Raw genomic sequence first — 16,445 nt, forward strand, 5'->3', positions numbered from 1 at the left:
CGTCCCCGGGTGCGTCAGCCGATGCGGGACAGCTGGTTGCCGAGCTGCCCGAACAACCGCCCGTCCAGGACCAGCAGCGCGTCGACCTGCTCCGGCAGCGGCGCCCCCCACGTCCGCGCACCGTCCGCGAGCGCGTACGCCGCCAGCACCTGGTCGCCGGTCGCCATGTCGACCTCCACCCGTATCAGGTGCACCCCGTCGGAGACGAGCCGCGCGCCCACGTCCGGTCCGCCCGTGCTCGCCCACCGCGCCGCACCGGTCCTCGCGTCCAGCGCCCGCACCGTCGGGCCGTCCGAGACGTAGAGGACGCCGCCGAGCAGGACCGCCGGCGACACGAGGTCCCGGTCCAGCGCCGCCTCCCACACCGGCGCCCCGGTCCCGGCCTCCACCGCCCGGAGGGTGCCGCCCGCAGCCCCGTCGTACTCCCGGAGCACCAGCAGCCCGGGCGCGCTGCCGTCGTCGGGATCCACCCCGAGCGGGGTGCCGCCGATCGTCGCCGCCGGCGCTCCGTCCGCGCCGAACAGCCGGGTCGCGCTGCTGCCCGGCGCGTCGACCAGCCCCCCGTCCCGCAGCACCTGCAGGTCCAGGCCCGAGGCGCGCACCCGGCCGTCCGCCGGGTCGAGCGCCCACATCGTGGCCGGGCCGTGCACCAGCACGTACCCGTCGCGCCACCGGACCGCCGGCGCGCCCGCACCGGCGGGGAACGCACCCGCGACCTCGGCGCGCCACCGCGGACCGCCGGTGGACAGGTCGGTCGCGGTGACGACGATCGAGCCCGCGCCGCCCGTCGTGCCCGGCCGGTTCTCCGCCGCCACCAGCAGGTCGCCCGCCACCGCCGCCGAGGAGCCGGGCGGCAGGTCCCGCACGGGCTCGACCGTGCGGGCCACGAGGTCGACGTGCACCAGCCGGCTGGCGACGGCGAGCTCGCCCGGCCCCGGGTCGTACCGCTCGGTCTGCACGAGGCAGGCCAGGGTCCGGGCGGGACGGCCGTCCCCCTCGCACGCGACGAAGGCACCGGTGGCGGCACGGGGCTCCGGCTCGGTCACGGCGGCCCGCCAGAGCTCGTCGCCGTCCTCGGCGTCGAGCACGACGACGTCCCAGCCGCCGGTGGGCGCCAGCACGGGCCCCGCCAGGGTGCCGTCCTCGCCCCGGACCGGGTCCGCCAGGACCGCCAGCGCCCCCGCGCCGCCCCACGGGGTCGCGGTGAGCGGCGGCGCCACGGTCGTGCCCACCACGCCGGGCGTCGCCCGCAGCGCCTGCGTGGCCGCCCGGTCCTGCCGCTCCGCCAGCAGCTGCCAGCCGACGACCCCCGCGAGCACCACGACCAGGAGCGGCCACCAGCGCCGCAGCACCCGCGCGATCGTGGCCCGGCGCGCGGCGGTGCGGTCCGCGGCGGGCGGCGGGAGGGCGCCACCCGGCTCCTCCACCAGCTCGACGTCCAGGCTGCGCCACCCCATCGCCCCACGGTAGGCCGACCCGGGGCGGCGCGGTGCCGGACGGGCGCCGGCGATGATGCGGGCGGAGCACGACACCCGGTGCCGCGACCGCCCTGCCGGCCGCCGGCCTCGCGGCCGTGCGGCTGCGCACCCGCCGCCCGCCGCCCCGCCGCCGATGTGCCCGTGTCGCCCACCGATTCTCGCCTCGCCCACCGAGCTCGAGGGGGGCGACGCGAGAATCCGTGGGCGGGGCGACCCACGTGCGGGTGCGGCGGGGCGTGGCGGGACCGGGCGGGCGGGCGGGCGGTCCGGGTGGGGTCCGGGCGTAGGAGGCGGGCGACGTGGCCGCGCTGACCGCCGGGGTGTCGACGCCGCTGCCGTCCACCGCGGCCGAGAGCGCCGCCGGGCACTGCCGGCCGCCGGCCCGGGCCCTGACCGAGCCGCGGGTCGACGACCGGCCGGACGGGTTCTTCTCGGACTGAGCCGTCCGGGTGGTGGTCCTCGGCCGCCGGCCCGCGGTGACCTAGCCTGGCGCGGAACCCCAGGCCACGGCACCCGACCGGGTCCACCTGCCGACCCGAACGAAGGGCCCGCGCGATGCGTCGCAGCCCTGCCGTCGTCACCCTGACGCTCGCCCTCGTGGCGGCGCCGCTGCTGCCGGCGGCCTCGCCCGCGCTGGCCGCGAGCCCGACGTCGGCGACCACCACGTCCAGCGCGAGCCTGCGCGCCGGCGACACCGCGACCGTGACCTTCACGTTCTCGGAGCCGGTCCGCGACTTCGACGGGCAGGACGTCGTCGTCTCCGGCGGGACCCTCTCCGCGCCGGCGGGCGGCGGCACCACGTACACCGCCGTGTTCACCCCGACACCGGGACTCGAGGGCACGGCCACCGTCACCGTGGGCAACGCGGGCGTCACGGACGACGACGGCGTCCCCGGCTCCGGCACGTCCTCGGCGACGATGGCGGTGGACACCGAGCCGCCCACCGTGACCTCGCTCGTCGTGACCGACACGATGCTCACCGCCGGCGAGACCGCGGTCCTCAGCATCACCTTCTCCGAGGCCGTCAGCGGGTTCACCACCGCCGACCTGTCCGTCCCGAACGCCACGGCCGGCGCGCTCGCCAGCAGCGACGGCGGCATCACGTGGACCGCCACCCTGACCCCCGAAGCCGGCGTCAGCGACGGCACGAACGTCGTCACGGTGGACCTGTCGGGCGTCGTCGACGCCTTCGGGAACGCGGGGACCGGGACGGTCGGGTCCACCAGCTACGTGGTCGACACGAGCCGGCCCACCGGCACCCTCGTCGTGGCGGACACCGAGCTCCGCGCCGGCGAGTCCACCACCGTGACGATCACCTTCTCCGAGCCGGTCGTCGCCTTCACGCTCGCGGACCTCACGGTGCAGAACGGCACGCTCAGCGGCCTCGCCAGCGCGGACGGCGGCATCACGTGGACCGCCACGCTGACACCCGTCGCCGGCACCACCGCACCGTCCAACCAGGTCACGCTGAACGCGGGTTCCGTCGCCGACCTGGCGGGCAACGTCAACGTCGGCACGGCGCTGTCCAACGCCTACGCCGTCCGGACCGGCGCGCCCACGGCCACGGTCGACGTGTCCGAGCCGACGCTCCGGATCGGCGGCACCGCCGTCGTCACCCTCACGTTCTCCGAGCCGGTCGTCGGGCTGGACCTGGCCGACCTCCGGGTCGAGAACGGCACGCTGGGCGCCCTGACCGGGTCCGACGGCGGCCGCACCTGGACGGCCGTGCTGACGCCGGCCGCCGACGTCGAGGACGACACCAACCAGGTCACGCTGGACGCCTCCGGCGTGCGCGGCGCCGTCAGCGGGCTGACGGGCGCCGGGACCACGAGCTCGGACCCCTACGCGGTCGACACCCGGCGCCCCACCGCGACGGTCGACGTCGCGCCGACGGTGCTCGGGATCGGCGGGACCGCGGCCGTCACGCTCACCTTCTCCGAGCCCGTCACCGGCGTCACCCCCGCGGCGGTCCCGACCACCGGCGGCACGCTGACCGGGCTCGCGACGGCGGACGGCGGCGTCACCTGGACCGCCACCTTCGTGCCCGCCACCGGCACGGAGACCACGGCGGCGTCGGTGCAGGTCGACACCGCCGCGGTCGTGGACGCCGCCGGGAACGCCGGCGCCGGCGTCGTGTCCTCGGTCCCGCTGGTCGTCGACACCGTGGCCCCGACCGCCGCGCTCCGGCTCGCCACCACCCGGGTCACCGGGCCGACGACGTTGACGGTGACGTTCTCCGAGCCGGTCACGACGCTGACCCTCGCGCACCTCGTCGCCACCCGCGGCACCCTGTCGGCGCTCGCCACGGCGGACGGCGGGCGCACCTGGACGGCGACGTTCACGCCGGACGCGGGCGTGCGGTCGGAGGCGCTCACGATCCGGCTGGACCTGCCCGGGGTGACCGACCTCGCAGGCAACGCGGGCGCGGCCGCGGCGCTGTCGGCGGCGTTCGCGGTCGAGACCGGTCCCGCGACTCCGGCCGCGCCCGTCGCGCCGGTCGCGCCCGTGGTGCCGGTCACGCCCGTCCCGGCAGCCCCGGTGCCCACGACGCCCGGCGCAGCCCCGGTCGCCGCCGCGGCGCCCCGCGCGGCCCGCGCGGCGCTGGCCAGCACCGGCGCGGACGCCCTGGCCCTGCTCGGCACCGCGACGGCGCTGCTGGCCACCGGCCTCGCGGCCCTCCGCCTGCGCACCCGCCGCCGCACCACGGCCGGCTGACCCGCGCGGCGGCGCCCGCCCCCGCCCTGTCGCCAGCCACGTCCCCAGCCGATTCTCGCGTCGTCCACCACGATCCCGGTGGGGAACGCGAGAATCCGCGGGCGACGCGGTACCGCGCCGGTGCGGGCGCGACGCGGCGGGATGTCAGCCGCGGCGCGGTGCGGCGGCGCTGCCGCGGCGGACCAGCCACGGCAGGTCCGAGGACAGCGTCGGCTGGCGGTCACCCGCGAGCTGGGCGGCCAGCAGCCCGAACGCCCGCTCCCCGAGCGCCTGGAAGTCCTGGTGCACGGTGGTGAGCCCCGGTCGCCACACCGCCGCCAGCGGGTGGTCGTCGAACCCGGCCACGCTGACGTCGTCCGGCACCCGGCGTCCGGCCTCCTCGAGGCCGCGGATGACCCCCATCGCGACCTCGTCGTTGCCGCAGAACACCGCCGTCACCTCGGGGTCCGCGCCGAGCTCCCGCCCGAGCACGACGCCCGAGCGCGCGTCGAACGAGTCGGCGAGCCGCACCGGCGGCACCGGCAGGCCGGCGGCCTCCAGGGTGCGGCGCCAGCCGGTGGTGCGCCCGTCCTCGGCGCGGGACGGCGGCACGGCCACGTGGTGCACCGTCCGGTGGCCGAGGTCCAGCAGGTACCGGGTCAGCTCCGCCGCGGCGGACTCCTCGTCCAGCACCACCTGCGGGTGCGTGCCGTCGGCCTCGCCGGACACCGCGACCACCGGGACGTCACCGGGCAGCGCGTCCAGCACGGCGACGCCCACCGCGTCGAACTTCAGCACGACCACACCGGCCAGCGGCAGCTGCAGCACCACCTGGACGGCACGGTCGATCTCGTCGGGGTCGGTGCTCTCGACCACGGAGATGACGACCGGGTGCCCGGCGGCGCGCGCCGCGGTCTCGACGCCCTTGATGGTGGTCGAGTACCCGTGCACCGCCGTCTCCGAGGTCATCACCGCGACCTGGTCCCGGCGCCCGGTCACCAGGGCCCGGGCCGTGGCGCTCGGGCGGTACCGGAGCACCTCGATCGCGTCGAGCACCCGCTGGCGCCGCTCGGGACTCACCCGGGCAGCACCGGTCAGCACCCGCGACACGGTCGGCACCGAGACGCCGGCCTCGCGGGCGACGTCGCTGATGCTGGCCGGCTTGCTCATCACCCCATCGTGGCCGGTCACCGGCCTGCTCCTCCAGCACCGGCGTCGGGCGCGTCGCCCGGGACGGACCACCGCCGGAGCGTCACGGAGGCGAGCGCGGCGCCCGGGCCCGGCCGCACGTCGGCGCCCGCGACCACCAGCGGCCCGCCGTCGACGTCCAGCCGCACGACCGCCGTGACCTCGTCGGTCGACGCCGCGTGCACGGTGTGGTGCACCGGCACGAGCACCTCGCGGCCCGCCTGGCCGACGCGCACGTGCTGCACCACCGCGTCGGTGTTGTACTCGTGCCCCGACAACCGGTGGGCGTTGGCGGCGGCGAGCGTCACGGCGTACTCCCCCGCCGGCAGGCCCGCGACGTCGACCCGCACGGACCCGGCCGGGGTCAGCCCGACGACGACGCCGTCGGCCAGGTGCGCGTCACCGGCGGGCGTCAGGTCCCGGGCGCCGACGTGCAGCGCGACGACGTCCGCGACCGCCTCGACCTCGACCGCCGCCACGCGGACCGGGCCGTCGACGGCCCGGACCCCGACCTGGACGACGCCCGCGGGGAGCGCGACCAGGTCGCCGGTGCCCAGCACCCGGCCGTCGACGCGCAGCTCGGCCGCGCCGTCCCCGACCACCCGGACGGCGTAGGTGCCGGCCTGGGGCGCGACGACGAAGAACGTCAGCCCGGCGCCCGCGGGCACGGCCACCTCCCAGGCGCCCGAGGCCGTGACGCCCGGCGTGCGGCGGGCGAGCACGGCGTCGTACCGGGCCGGCCCGCGCACGACGGCCCGGACCCGGACGTGGTCGACGGCGAGCGGCACGTCGGCGCCGGACACCTCGACGGTGTGCGACCCGGCGGTCAGCCGGACCGGGACGTCGACGCGTGCCGTGTACCGCGGCTCGAGCGTCGCGGGCAGGTGCAGCGCGTGCGCCGCGCCGCCGTCCACGCGCAGCCGCGCGGACGCGGGCACCCCGGCCGTGCCGTAGCCGACGCCGACCGCGTACTCGCCGTCGGCCGGCACGGTGACGTCGAAGGCCACGGAGCCCTGGCCGGGGGCGAGGGCGAGCACCGAGACCGGCCCGGTGCCGTGGTAGTGCTGCGGGTCGTCGCCGTGCCGGACCAGCTCGCCGGACGCGACGCGCGCGGGGTCGACGCCGACGGTGGTGAGCCACGGCCCGGGCCCGTCCCCGGACCCGGCCGCCGCACCCGCCGGCAGCAGGTCGACCCGGTGGACCGCGGTCGGGTCGCCCCCGGCCAGCCGCACGACGGCCACGCCGTCCGGCCCCGCGGTGACCAGGCCGTCGCCGACCACCGACGGCGCCTCCAGCACGCCCTGGTACCCGCTCCACGTCACGACCGCCGTGCGCTGCCGGTACCGCGCGCCCGGTGCCAGCCCGGACACGGTGAGCTCGACGTCGTCCGCGGTGCCGCCGACCAGCGCGGTGGCCGCACCGTCGTCGTCGACCGCGGCGAGCACCCGCAGCGAGTCCCGGACCCCCGGGTGCGGCACGGTCGTCGCGACGGTCGAGCCGCGCAGCGACGCGTACCAGTGCAGCAGCCACCAGCCCGCGTTCGGCCGGGCGGCCCCCACCGCGTGGTCGTCGAGGTTGCCCGCGAGCGTCCAGTACGCGAGGTCCGCGTCCACCTGCGTGGTCTCGAACGCCTCGGCCCACAGCAGCAGCTGCGCGGGCACCGACATGTCGCGGCGGTTGCCGTACTCGTCGATGTTGACCGGAGCCGGGTCCAGGCCCAGCTCCGCCTCGAGCGCACGCAGGTGCGCGTGGTGCGCGCGGTAGGTCTCCATCGTGCGCGGCTGGAGCTCGTGCCAGGCGATCACGTCCGGCAGCGTGCCGTGCCGCTGCGCGTGGGTCAGGAGGTCCCGGACCCGCCGCGGGTGGTAGTCCGCCTCGTTCGGCCCCGCGATCCGGCCACCCGGGTGCTCGGCCCGGATCACGGCGACCGCCGCGTCCCAGTCGGCGAGGAACCGGTCCCGTCCCGCGGGCGACCAGTCGGCGTACCAGATCCAGTCCGGCTCGTTGAACGGCACCCACACCAGCCGGTCCCGCTCGGGGTGGCCGGCGGTGGCGCGCACCGCGTCGCGCAGCACCTGCAGGTACGCCCCGATCCCGACCTCCTCGTACGGCCACCGGGTCAACGCGTCCTGCACGTAGACGTAGACGTCCTCGCCGCCGGCGGCGACGAACCCGTCGAGCAGCTCCAGGGCGTCGCCACCGGGGTGCTGCAGCCCACCGGGCGACTTCTGCGCGACGGTCCGGGGGCGCACGCCGGCCAGCAGCGCCGCGCCCGGGACCCCGGGCTCGACCAGGCCGTAGAGCATCCCGGTCGCGCCGCCGTGCACGGGCGCCGTGCGCGCGGCCAGGTCGGCGGACGCCCGCTGCGTGGGCGCGCCGCGGGTCAGGCGCAGGGTCCGGGCCGCGGGCTCGTCCCCGACCGCGTCGACGGTGAGCACGCCGCGCGCCGCGTCCCACGCGGTCGACCAGGCGGTCAGCCGGGTCGGGAACGTGGTGGTGACGACCAGGTCGTGCCCGCGGTGCTGCGGCAGCGGCACCTCGACGGTCCCGTCCGCACCGGGCCGCCGCCACAGCGTCAGGTGCGTGGCGTCCGCGGCGTCGACCGCCGCGGCGACCCAGGGCCGGTCCCACTGCGCCACGCCGAGCGGCCAGCGCGGCAGACCCGCCGCCACGTCGGCGCGCAGCCGCTTGTGCGCCGCGACCGCCTCGGCGACCAGCGAGCGCTGCGGCACGGTCATCCCGTCCAGGCGCCCCGACAGGTACAGCCGGCCGAGCATGCCGGTGCACATCGTGAACGCGATCTGCTCGTCGGACATCTCCGGCTGCGGGTACGCCCAGCTGCCGGCCACCTCGGGCAGCATCGCTAGCGGTGCCGACGCCGCGATCGGCGGGTACGCAAGCGGGTCCTGCTGGTCCGAGGTCGACTGCAGCGTGACCAGCCGCAGCAGCTCCGGGTCGGCACGCATGGCGCCCGAGGAGCAGTTCTCCACGATCAGGTCCGGGTGCCGGTCCAGGACGCCCGTCAGCCAGTCGCGGTGCGCGGCCGCGTGCCCGACCAGGCCCTCCGCGGGGCTGTCCGCGCCGACGTCGGTGCCCGCGACCGGGTTGATGTTGTAGTCGAGCTTGAAGAACCCGACACCCATGCCCACCAGCCGGTCGACGGCCTCGTCGACGTGCGCGCGCGCCGCGGGGTGCCGCAGGTCGAGGTGGTACCGGCCGTGCTCGACCAGCCGCTGCCCGTGGCGCTGCAGGAACGCGTCGTCGGGCAGCCGGTCCGCGACGGGGCTGCTGACCCCGACCACCTCGGGCTCGAGCCAGAGGCCGGCGACGAGCCCGCGGTCGCGGATCCGGTCGATCAGCTCGGCGAGGCCGCCCGGGAACCGGGTCGTGGACGGCTGCCACTCGCCGACGCTCCACCACCAGCCGTCGGTGTCGTCGTACCAGCCGCAGTCGATGCAGAACACCTCGGCGCCCGCGTCCGCCGCGGCGTCCACCAGCGGCAGCACCTTCGCGGTCGTCGGGTCGCCCATCAGCGTGTTCATGTAGTCGTTGAACACCACCCGCAGCCCGGTGACGTCCGGGTGCGGCCGGCGCACGGCCCGCCGCACCCCGGTCAGCCCGGCCACGGCGGCCTCCAGGTCCGCGCCGACGGACACCGCGACCGCGGGCGAGACGTGCTGCTCCCCCGGTCCCAGCCGCAGGCTCCACCCGTGGTCCACGTCCGTCGGACCCGCCAGCGCGAGGTAGGCGCCCGTGGCGTGCTCGCCGACCTCCCACCGCCAGCCCGCGGTGCTCTCGACCTGCCACGCCCACGCGGGGCGCTCCCCGTCCGCGGCGGTCGACGTCAGCACACCGACGGGCTGGCTGTCGCCCGTGGACCACAGCCCCCGCGACGTCCGCGACAGGCCACCGCGCGCACCGGTGCCGCCGTGCGCCGCGAGCCGCAGGTCCGGCAGCCCCGCCGTGCGCAGCGGCTGGGTGCGCCACCGGCTCTCGCCGATCCACTGGTTCTCGGCCAGGCTCACCGCGAGCGCGTCCGGGTCGCCGGTGCCGCCGACGCCGACCGCGAGCGCCAGCGGCGTGACGGCGAGCAGCTGCCGCGGCCCGTCGGCGTCGTCGGCGACCGACGTGGTGGCGCGGGCTCGCACGGCGGCGACCCCGTCCCACAGCTCCAGGCGCAGCGTGACGCGCAGCGAACCGCCGTCCTCCGCCTGCTCGACGACGAGCACCTGGCGGGCGCCGTCGCGCTCCAGCCGGTGACCGGTGTGCCGCAGCCGGGCGGACACCGTCCCGCCGGCGAGCCGGTCGGACGCCGGGGTCCGGCCGCCGTCGACGGTGACCAGCTCGACGACCGGCTGCGTCCCGGGCAGCTCGTGCCCGGCACCGGGCGCGCCGAGCCGGAGGACCCGCACCGGGCTGCCGGCGTCGTGGGCGAGGACCAGCTCGAGCACGTCGTTCACCAGGGCGACCGTCCCGGTGGCGGTCGTGACGTCGGCGCTCACTTGACGGCTCCCGAGGTGACGCCGGAGATGATCCGGCGCTGGGCCACGGCGAACACGATGATCATGGGCAGGCTCATGAGGACCACATAGGTGAAGATCAGGTTCCAGTTGTTGACGTACTGGGCCGCGCTGGCGACCTGGTACAGGTTGAGCGGCAGCGTGGTGGTGTCCCCGCCGCCGAGCACGAAGAACGTGTAGAAGACCTCGTTCCAGATGGACAGCGTGGTCAGGATCGCCGCGGTCGCGATGACCGGGCGGAGCATCGGCAGCACGATCCGGGTGAACAGCTGGAACGGGGTGGTCCCGTCCAGGCGGGCCGCCTCCTCCAGCTCGACCGGCAGGTTCCGCACGAACCCGGTGACGAAGAAGATCACCGTGCCCATGAACATGCCGGTGTAGACGCCGACCATGCCCACCGCGGTGCCCTGCAGGCCGAGGCTGCGGACCGTCAGCACCGTGGTGATGACCGCGGGCGGCAGCACGATGCTGCTGATCCCGACCGTGTAGAGCACCGCGTTCAGCCGGCCCGTGCGGCGGGCGAGCACCCAGGACGCGGCCGAGCCGAGCACCAGCAGCAGCACGACGGCCGGCACGGTGACGAGCAGGCTGCCGCCGAGCGCGACCAGCACCTCCCCCTGGTCCATCACCTGGCGGACGTTGGCGCCGAGCGCCCACTCGGTGGGCAGGGACAGGTCGGGCCGCTGCGCCTCGCCGGTGGTCTTGCCGGCGGTGACCAGCACCAGCCAGAGCGGGACGCCGACCACGACGAGGGCGAGCAGCACGACGAACACGTCGTGGACCACGCGCACGGCGGTCCGGCGGTCGCCCGCGGGCGTGCGCCGGCGCGGGCGCCGGTCGGGCTGACGGGCCGCGGGGGCGGCCAGGGTGGCGGGCGTGGCGGTCACAGGACGTTCTCCCGACGGCGCAGGAACATGATCACGGGCAGGGCGATGACGACCACGGTCAGGAACAGCACCAGGCTCATCGTCGTGGCCTGGGCGTACAGCCCCTGGCCGAACGTGCGGAAGATGAAGATGTTCAGCACCTCGGTGCTGCGCGCCGGCCCGCCGAGGGTCAGCGCCTGCACGGTGTCGAACCCGTTCATCGACCCCAGCAGCGCGGTCGCCACGTTGAACGTGACCGCGGGGGCCAGCAGGGGGAACCGGACGCTCCACAGCGTGCGCCACCAGCTGGCGCCGTCGATCCGCGCCGCCTCCAGGACGTCGGTCGGCATGGTCTTGAGGCCGGCCATGAAGATCAGCATCGACAGGCCCATCCACTTCCAGGCCTGCACCACCGACACCACGACGATCGTCCACGTCGTGCTGCCGAGCCACGGGATCGCGACGTCCGACCCGGTGAGCGCGCCGAGCACGCCGTTGAGGGCGCCGTCCGGGCGCAGCAGCGCCTGGAACACGTAGCCCACGGCCAGCGGCGACAGCAGCACCGGGACGAAGAACGCGATGCGCGCGCCGCGGTTGACGCGCGAGTCGCGCTCCAGCAGCAGGGCCAGCAGGAAGCCGAACCCGTTCTGCATGACCGCCACCAGCACGGCCCAGATCAGCGTCACGCGCAGCGCCGAGAGCAGCGAGCCGTCGGCGAACAGCCGCGTGAAGTTGTCGGTCCCGATGAACGAGAACCCCTGCCGGAACGCCGACCAGTCGGTGAACGCGTAGACGAAGTTGAGCAGCGTCGGCACGAGGAAGAACACGAGCATCGCGGCGAACGCGGGCCAGAGCATCCAGGACGGGTAGCCGGTCGCCTTCCGGCGGCGTCGGGCGGCGGGGGTCGGGGGCCGGTCGGGCACCGCGGGTGCGGGGCGGGCCGGTGCGGGCGCGGAGGTGGTCATCGTCGGTCCCTCGCTGCGGGGTGGGTCGGGGGGGTGGGTCTGCCGGGCGGGGCGCCGGTGCGACGTGGGCACAGGCGCCCCGCGGCCGGGTCAGAAGCCCTCGGCGCCCTGGGCCTGGGCGAGCTGGGCGAACTGCTGCTGCGTCGCGTCGGCGACCTGCTCCGGCGTCATCTCGCCGTACAGCAGCGACGCCAGGTTGATGAACAGGTCGGGGTTGGCGATCGCCAGCGACTGCATCGACCCGACCGAGTTCTCCAGCGACGCGGCGATGTCCTGGGCGAGCTGCGGCACCGTGTCCGGGTTCGCCACGTCCGGCTCGATGGACACCAGGCCACCGTCCTCGATGAACGTCGGGTAGTAGTCGGTCATCAGGAACGTGAGGAACTGCTTGGCCGCGGCCTCGCGCTCGGCGTCGCCCGTCTTGAACACGACGATGCCGTTCTTGTTGTCCGGGATCGTCGTGGCGACCGTGCCCTCGCCGGAGATCGGGAACCAGCCGAGGTTCGCGTCGATCTCCGCCGCGTCGTGCTGGGTGAGCAGCTGCTCGAGCAGCGCGTTGACCTGCAGCACCATGGCACCCTGGCCGTCGAACAGCTGTGCGGCCTGGTCCTCGAACAGCGCGGTCTTCAGGTCGTCGTTGAACAGGCCCTCGGAGACCAGCGACTGGTACTCGGTGATCGCGTCGATGATCGGCGGGTCGGCGAACGTCGTGGCGTTCGTGTTGACGTCGTCCCACAGCCCGTCCTGCGCTGCCTCGGCCAGCTGCATCTGGACGGCCCACTGGGTCGGCCACTGCGCGCCGCCGGCCTCGATGAACGCCGTGTCGCCGCCCGCCGCGATCGTCCGTGCGACCTCGACCATCTCGTCCCAGCTCTGCGGCAGCTCCGTGATGCCGTGCTCCTCGAACAGCGCCTTGTTGTAGTAGACGCCCATCACCGACGGCGAGCTCGTGATCGCCGCGTACCGGGTGTCGCCGACGAACCCGGCGATGTCCCGCACGGCGGGGTCGAGGGAGTCGAGCCAGGGCGCGTCGTCCAGCGGCAGCAGGTTGTTCGGCGCCTGCAGCGAGGTCAGCATGCTGGTGGTCGGCTGCCAGGACGCGAGGTCCGGGACGTCGCCGGTGGCCACGCGGGTCTGCAGGTTCTGCTCGTAGGGGTCGGGGTAGGTGGTGCGCTCGACGGTGGCGCCGGTCTCCTCCTCGAACGCCGCGATGGCGCCGTCCAGGGGACCGCCGGCCGTCCCGCCGCCGAACGTGATGGTCACGCCGGTCAGGTCCGCGGTGGCGTCGTTCCACGCGGCCGCGTCGCCGCTGCCGCCGTCGTCGCTGCCGCCGTTGATGCTGCCGCCGGCACAGCTCGTGAGCAGCAGCGCGGCGCTTGCCGCAGCGGCCACCGCGAGGGTGCGGGTGCGGGTCCGGGCAGATCGGTTCGCGTGCACGTGGGGTCTCCGTCCATCGTCATCGTCGTCGAGGAGCTCGTGGCCCTGCGGTCCGTCGGTGGACCGTCAGGCCGGGCCGCGGGATGTCAGGGTTCGGGCATCGCTGCACGGTCTGAAATCGCTATCACGCGGCGTGATAACGCTATCAAGTGATCTGCGCCACGACAACCACCCTGCTCACGGCGCACCTGGAGCGGTGCGCCGCTGCCCGCGCCCGCGCCGCACCCCCGCCCCGGCTCGCGCCCACGCCCACGTCTTCTCGCGTCGCCTACCGAAAGATCGGTGGGCGACGCGAGAATCGGTGGGCGACGCGGCCGCGCGCAGCCCGGGCGGCGCGGGCGGCCCGGGCGGCGCGGGCGCAGCGCACGTCGGCGTCGGGGCGCCGGTCGCGCCGCGCCCGCCGGTGCGCGTGCGGCGCGGCGGGCGCGGTGCCAGGGTGCAGAGCATGGTCTCCTCCCCCGCAGCCGGTGCCGCGCGGCCCCGGGTCGTCGTGGTCGGCCAGGTGGGGCGGGACCTCGTGCTGACCGTCGACCACCTGCCCGGGGCCGGGGCGTCGGCCGACGTCTGCCGGCGGGTCGAGGTGCTCGGCGGCAAGGGGGCGAACCAGGCGCGCGCCTGCCGGCAGCTCGGTGCCGACGCAGCGCTGGTCGGCGTGGTGGGTGACGACGACGCCGGCCGCCGGGTCACCGACGAGGCCCGCGCCGCGGGGATCGACGTGTCCGCCGTCGTGACGCGCGCCGGCGCCCGGACCGCGCTGCTCGTCGACGTCGTCGGGCCGCCCGGCGAGCGCCGGCTGCTGGAGCACGTCGAGCCGCCCGTGCTGCTCACCGCCGACGACGTCCGGGCCGCGGGCCCGCTGCTGCGCGCCGCCGACGCGGTCCTGCTCCAGCTGCAGCAGCCCGCCGAGGCGGTGCGCGCCGCCCTGGCGGAGGTCGCCGGCCACGACGTGCTGGTCGTGGCGGACGGCGCACCGCCCGACGAGGGGCTGCGCGACGCCCTGCTCGCGGCCGGGGCGGTGCTGCGGGCCGACGACGCCGAGGCCGCCGCGCTGGTGGGACGGCCGGTCGAGGGCGCCGGCGACGCCACCGAGGCGGCTGCCGAGCTGGTCGGGCGCGGGGCGCGGGTGGCCGCGCTGGCGGCCGGCGCGGACGGCGACGTGGTCGCGTGGGCCGGCGGGCACGTGCGCACCCCGCTGCTCGGCGAGGACCCCGTCGACCCGACCGGTGCCGGCGACAGCACCGTGGCCGCGCTCGCCGTCGCGCTGCTGACCGGCCGGACGCCGGAGCAGGCCGCCTGGTGGGCCGCCGTCGCCGCGCGCCGCGCCGTCGGGCACGCGGGCGGGCGGCCGGATCTGGACCGGGACGCGGTCGCGGCGGAGGCGGCGCGCGCGGGGCGGCTACCGTACGGCGCGTGACCCGCACGTACTCGCACGTCGTCATCGGGGCCGGGGCCGTCGGCTCGGCCGCCGCCCACTGGCTCGCCCGCGCCGGGGCCGAGCGCGTCCTGGTGCTCGAGCAGTTCGACCTGGTCAACTCCCTGGGGTCGTCGGGCGACCACTCGCGCATCATCCGGCGCAGCTACCACCGGCCGGAGTACGTGCGGCTGACCGACGCGATGTTCGCCGCGTGGGAGCAGGTCCAGCGCGACTCCGGCCTGCAGGTGCTGGTCCGCACCGGCGGGCTGGACCTGGCGCCCCCGGCGGCCGACGGCAGCGACCGGCTGGCCGTGTTCCGCGACGCGATGGACGCGGGCGGCGCCGTGTACGAGGACCTGGGCACGGCGGAGCTGCGCGCGCGGTACCCGCAGTGGCGGGTGCCGGACGGCACGACGGCGCTGCTCCAGGCGGACGCGGGCCTGATCGACATCCGCCGCTCGGTGTCCGCGCACACCGCGCTCGCGCTCGCCGCGGGGGTCGAGTTCCGGCCGCGCACCCGCGTCACCGGCGTCGACGTCCGGGACGACGCCGTGACGGTGCGCACCTCCGACGGCGCGGTCGAGGCCGGTGCGCTGGTGGTCGCGGCGGCGTCCTGGCTGGGCGACCTGATGCCCGACCTGGGGCTGGACTACCGGCTGACGCTGTCCGAGGAGCAGGTCGACTACGTCGCCTCGGCGCGGCTGCCGGAGTTCACCCCCGAGCGGTTCCCGATCTGGGTCTGGCACGGCGACGAGGTCATGTACGGGTTCCCGGTCTACGGCGAGGCCGCCGTGAAGATCGCCCGGGACATGCGCGGGCACTTCGTCACCAGCGACGGCCGGACGCACCGGCCGGACCCCGCGACGACGGAGGCGTCCCGGCGGTTCCTCGCCGCGCACCTGCCCGGAGCGGCCGGGCCCGCCATGCGCAGCGCGGTGTGCGTGTACGACATGCCCGCGGACCGCGAGTTCGTGCTCGACACCGTGCCCGGCCACCCGCACGTCGCGGTGTTCAACGGCGCGGGGCACGGCGGCAAGTTCGCGAGCCTGGCGGGCTCCGTGCTGGCCGACCTGGTGACCACCGGGAGCACCGAGCACGACATCGCGGCGTTCTCGCTCACGCGGCCCGCCATCACCGACCCGGCGTACCCGGCGGAGTTCGGGCTGCACGCCTGACGGGCGTGCGGGGTCTCAGCCCCGCGCGACGCCGTAGCGGAGCCAGACCGTGCCGCTGCCGAACCGGTGCTCGTCGAGCAGCTCGAGGTCCAGGCGCAGGTCCGGGGGGTAGAACGGCTGCCCGCCGCCGAGGGCGACCGGGGCGACGTAGGGCTGCACCTCGTCGACGATCCCGGCCCGCAGCGCCACCGCCGCGAGCGTCGGCCCCTCGATCGTCACGTCGTGGTCCAGGGCGTCGACCCGGCGCCGGACCTCGGCCGGGTCGAAGTCCCGCTCGAGCGTCGTGCGCGCGGTGGTCACGTCGGCGAGCGTCCGGGAGTAGACGACCTTGTCCGCCGACTGCCAGACCCGGGCGAACTCCTGGGCGGACGGCGGCGCGTCGGGCGCGTCGAGGGCCGTCTCCCAGTACGACATCAGCTCGTGGATCCGCCGGCCGTACAGGTACGTCCCGACGTCGCGCATCCGCTCCGCGATGAAGGTGTGCAGCTCGGCGTCCGCGCCGCCCCAGTCGATGCTGCCGTCCGGCCCCGACGCGTAGCCGTCGAGCGAGGTGATCATCGAGTAGATCAGCCGGCCCATGGTCGCTCCCCCTCCGGGCCCCGACACCGGCGCCGCGCGACCGACCCTAGGGGCACGGGGCCGGTGCGCGGAAGGCCCGGCAGCGGCTCCGGCGGCGCGGGCCGGGTCGTCGACCCGGCCCGCGCGTCG

The 16,445-nt window shown here is 76.4% G+C and carries 11 protein-coding genes; 4 read left to right on the forward strand and 7 right to left on the reverse strand.

Going from position 1 to position 16,445, the window contains the following annotated elements:
- Positions 1-14 precede the first annotated feature (14 nt).
- The gene (locus AC1050_RS04035; protein ID WP_482386088.1) at positions 15-1,457 is read right to left on the reverse strand and encodes an outer membrane protein assembly factor BamB family protein; all 1,443 of its coding nucleotides are present in this window, start codon (positions 1,455-1,457) and stop codon (positions 15-17) included.
- 320 nt (positions 1,458-1,777) lie between these two features.
- Here AC1050_RS04035 and AC1050_RS04040 point away from each other — a divergent pair, with 320 nt between their 5' ends.
- Both AC1050_RS04040 and AC1050_RS04045 read left to right on the forward strand, forming a co-directional pair.
- On the forward strand, positions 1,778-1,918 hold the full coding sequence (locus AC1050_RS04040; protein ID WP_482386089.1) for a hypothetical protein: 141 nt from the start codon (positions 1,778-1,780) through the stop codon (positions 1,916-1,918).
- A 115-nt stretch (positions 1,919-2,033) separates the two neighbouring features.
- Complete coding sequence (locus AC1050_RS04045) at positions 2,034-4,193, forward strand: Ig-like domain-containing protein (RefSeq protein ID WP_482386090.1); 2,160 nt, start codon at positions 2,034-2,036, stop codon at positions 4,191-4,193.
- Positions 4,194-4,337: 144 nt separating this feature from the next.
- Here AC1050_RS04045 and AC1050_RS04050 read toward each other — a convergent pair whose 3' ends face one another.
- The 5 genes from AC1050_RS04050 to AC1050_RS04070 form a co-directional block, all read right to left on the reverse strand.
- Entirely contained in the window at positions 4,338-5,342 is a 1,005-nt protein-coding gene (locus AC1050_RS04050) for a LacI family DNA-binding transcriptional regulator (RefSeq protein WP_482386091.1), read from the reverse strand.
- A gap of 17 nt (positions 5,343-5,359) precedes the next feature.
- Positions 5,360-9,862, reverse strand: a complete 4,503-nt coding sequence (locus AC1050_RS04055; RefSeq protein ID WP_482386092.1) for an alpha-galactosidase — start codon at positions 9,860-9,862, stop codon at positions 5,360-5,362.
- Complete coding sequence (locus AC1050_RS04060; RefSeq protein WP_482386093.1) at positions 9,859-10,767, reverse strand: carbohydrate ABC transporter permease; 909 nt, start codon at positions 10,765-10,767, stop codon at positions 9,859-9,861. Before AC1050_RS04060 ends, AC1050_RS04055 begins: the two co-directional genes overlap by 4 nt.
- On the reverse strand, positions 10,764-11,711 hold the full coding sequence (locus AC1050_RS04065; protein ID WP_482386094.1) for a carbohydrate ABC transporter permease: 948 nt from the start codon (positions 11,709-11,711) through the stop codon (positions 10,764-10,766). Before AC1050_RS04065 ends, AC1050_RS04060 begins: the two co-directional genes overlap by 4 nt.
- Before the next feature lie 90 nt (positions 11,712-11,801).
- A complete protein-coding gene (locus AC1050_RS04070) occupies positions 11,802-13,103 on the reverse strand; it encodes an ABC transporter substrate-binding protein (RefSeq protein WP_482386095.1) in 1,302 nt (433 codons plus the stop codon).
- Between the two features lie 490 nt (positions 13,104-13,593).
- On the opposite strand from AC1050_RS04070, the gene AC1050_RS04075 reads away from it, so the two are divergent.
- Positions 13,594-14,562 carry a PfkB family carbohydrate kinase gene (locus AC1050_RS04075; protein WP_482386096.1) on the forward strand — a complete coding sequence of 323 codons (969 nt, stop codon included), beginning with the start codon at positions 13,594-13,596 and terminating at the stop codon, positions 14,560-14,562.
- Positions 14,559-15,737, forward strand: coding sequence for an N-methyl-L-tryptophan oxidase (gene solA / locus AC1050_RS04080; RefSeq protein ID WP_482386097.1), 1,179 nt, complete (start codon positions 14,559-14,561; stop codon positions 15,735-15,737). The genes AC1050_RS04075 and solA overlap by 4 nt, the downstream gene beginning before the upstream one ends.
- A 15-nt stretch (positions 15,738-15,752) precedes the next feature.
- Here solA and AC1050_RS04085 read toward each other — a convergent pair whose 3' ends face one another.
- The gene (locus AC1050_RS04085; protein ID WP_482386098.1) at positions 15,753-16,316 is read right to left on the reverse strand and encodes a dihydrofolate reductase family protein; all 564 of its coding nucleotides are present in this window, start codon (positions 16,314-16,316) and stop codon (positions 15,753-15,755) included.
- Between the last annotated feature and the right edge of the window lie 129 nt (positions 16,317-16,445).

Source organism: Cellulomonas sp. NEAU-ZC6 (assembly GCF_056844425.1).

Bases quoted from the DNA above. Each gene is read 5' to 3' on its own strand.
- AC1050_RS04085 (WP_482386098.1), bottom strand. From the start codon at position 16,316: ATGGGCCGGCTGATCTACTCGATGATCACCTCGCTCGACGGCTACGCG.
- AC1050_RS04045 (WP_482386090.1), top strand. From the start codon at position 2,034: ATGCGTCGCAGCCCTGCCGTCGTCACCCTGACGCTCGCCCTCGTGGCG.
- AC1050_RS04065 (WP_482386094.1), bottom strand. From the start codon at position 11,711: ATGACCACCTCCGCGCCCGCACCGGCCCGCCCCGCACCCGCGGTGCCC.
- AC1050_RS04050 (WP_482386091.1), bottom strand. From the start codon at position 5,342: ATGAGCAAGCCGGCCAGCATCAGCGACGTCGCCCGCGAGGCCGGCGTC.
- AC1050_RS04035 (WP_482386088.1), bottom strand. From the start codon at position 1,457: ATGGGGTGGCGCAGCCTGGACGTCGAGCTGGTGGAGGAGCCGGGTGGC.
- AC1050_RS04075 (WP_482386096.1), top strand. From the start codon at position 13,594: ATGGTCTCCTCCCCCGCAGCCGGTGCCGCGCGGCCCCGGGTCGTCGTG.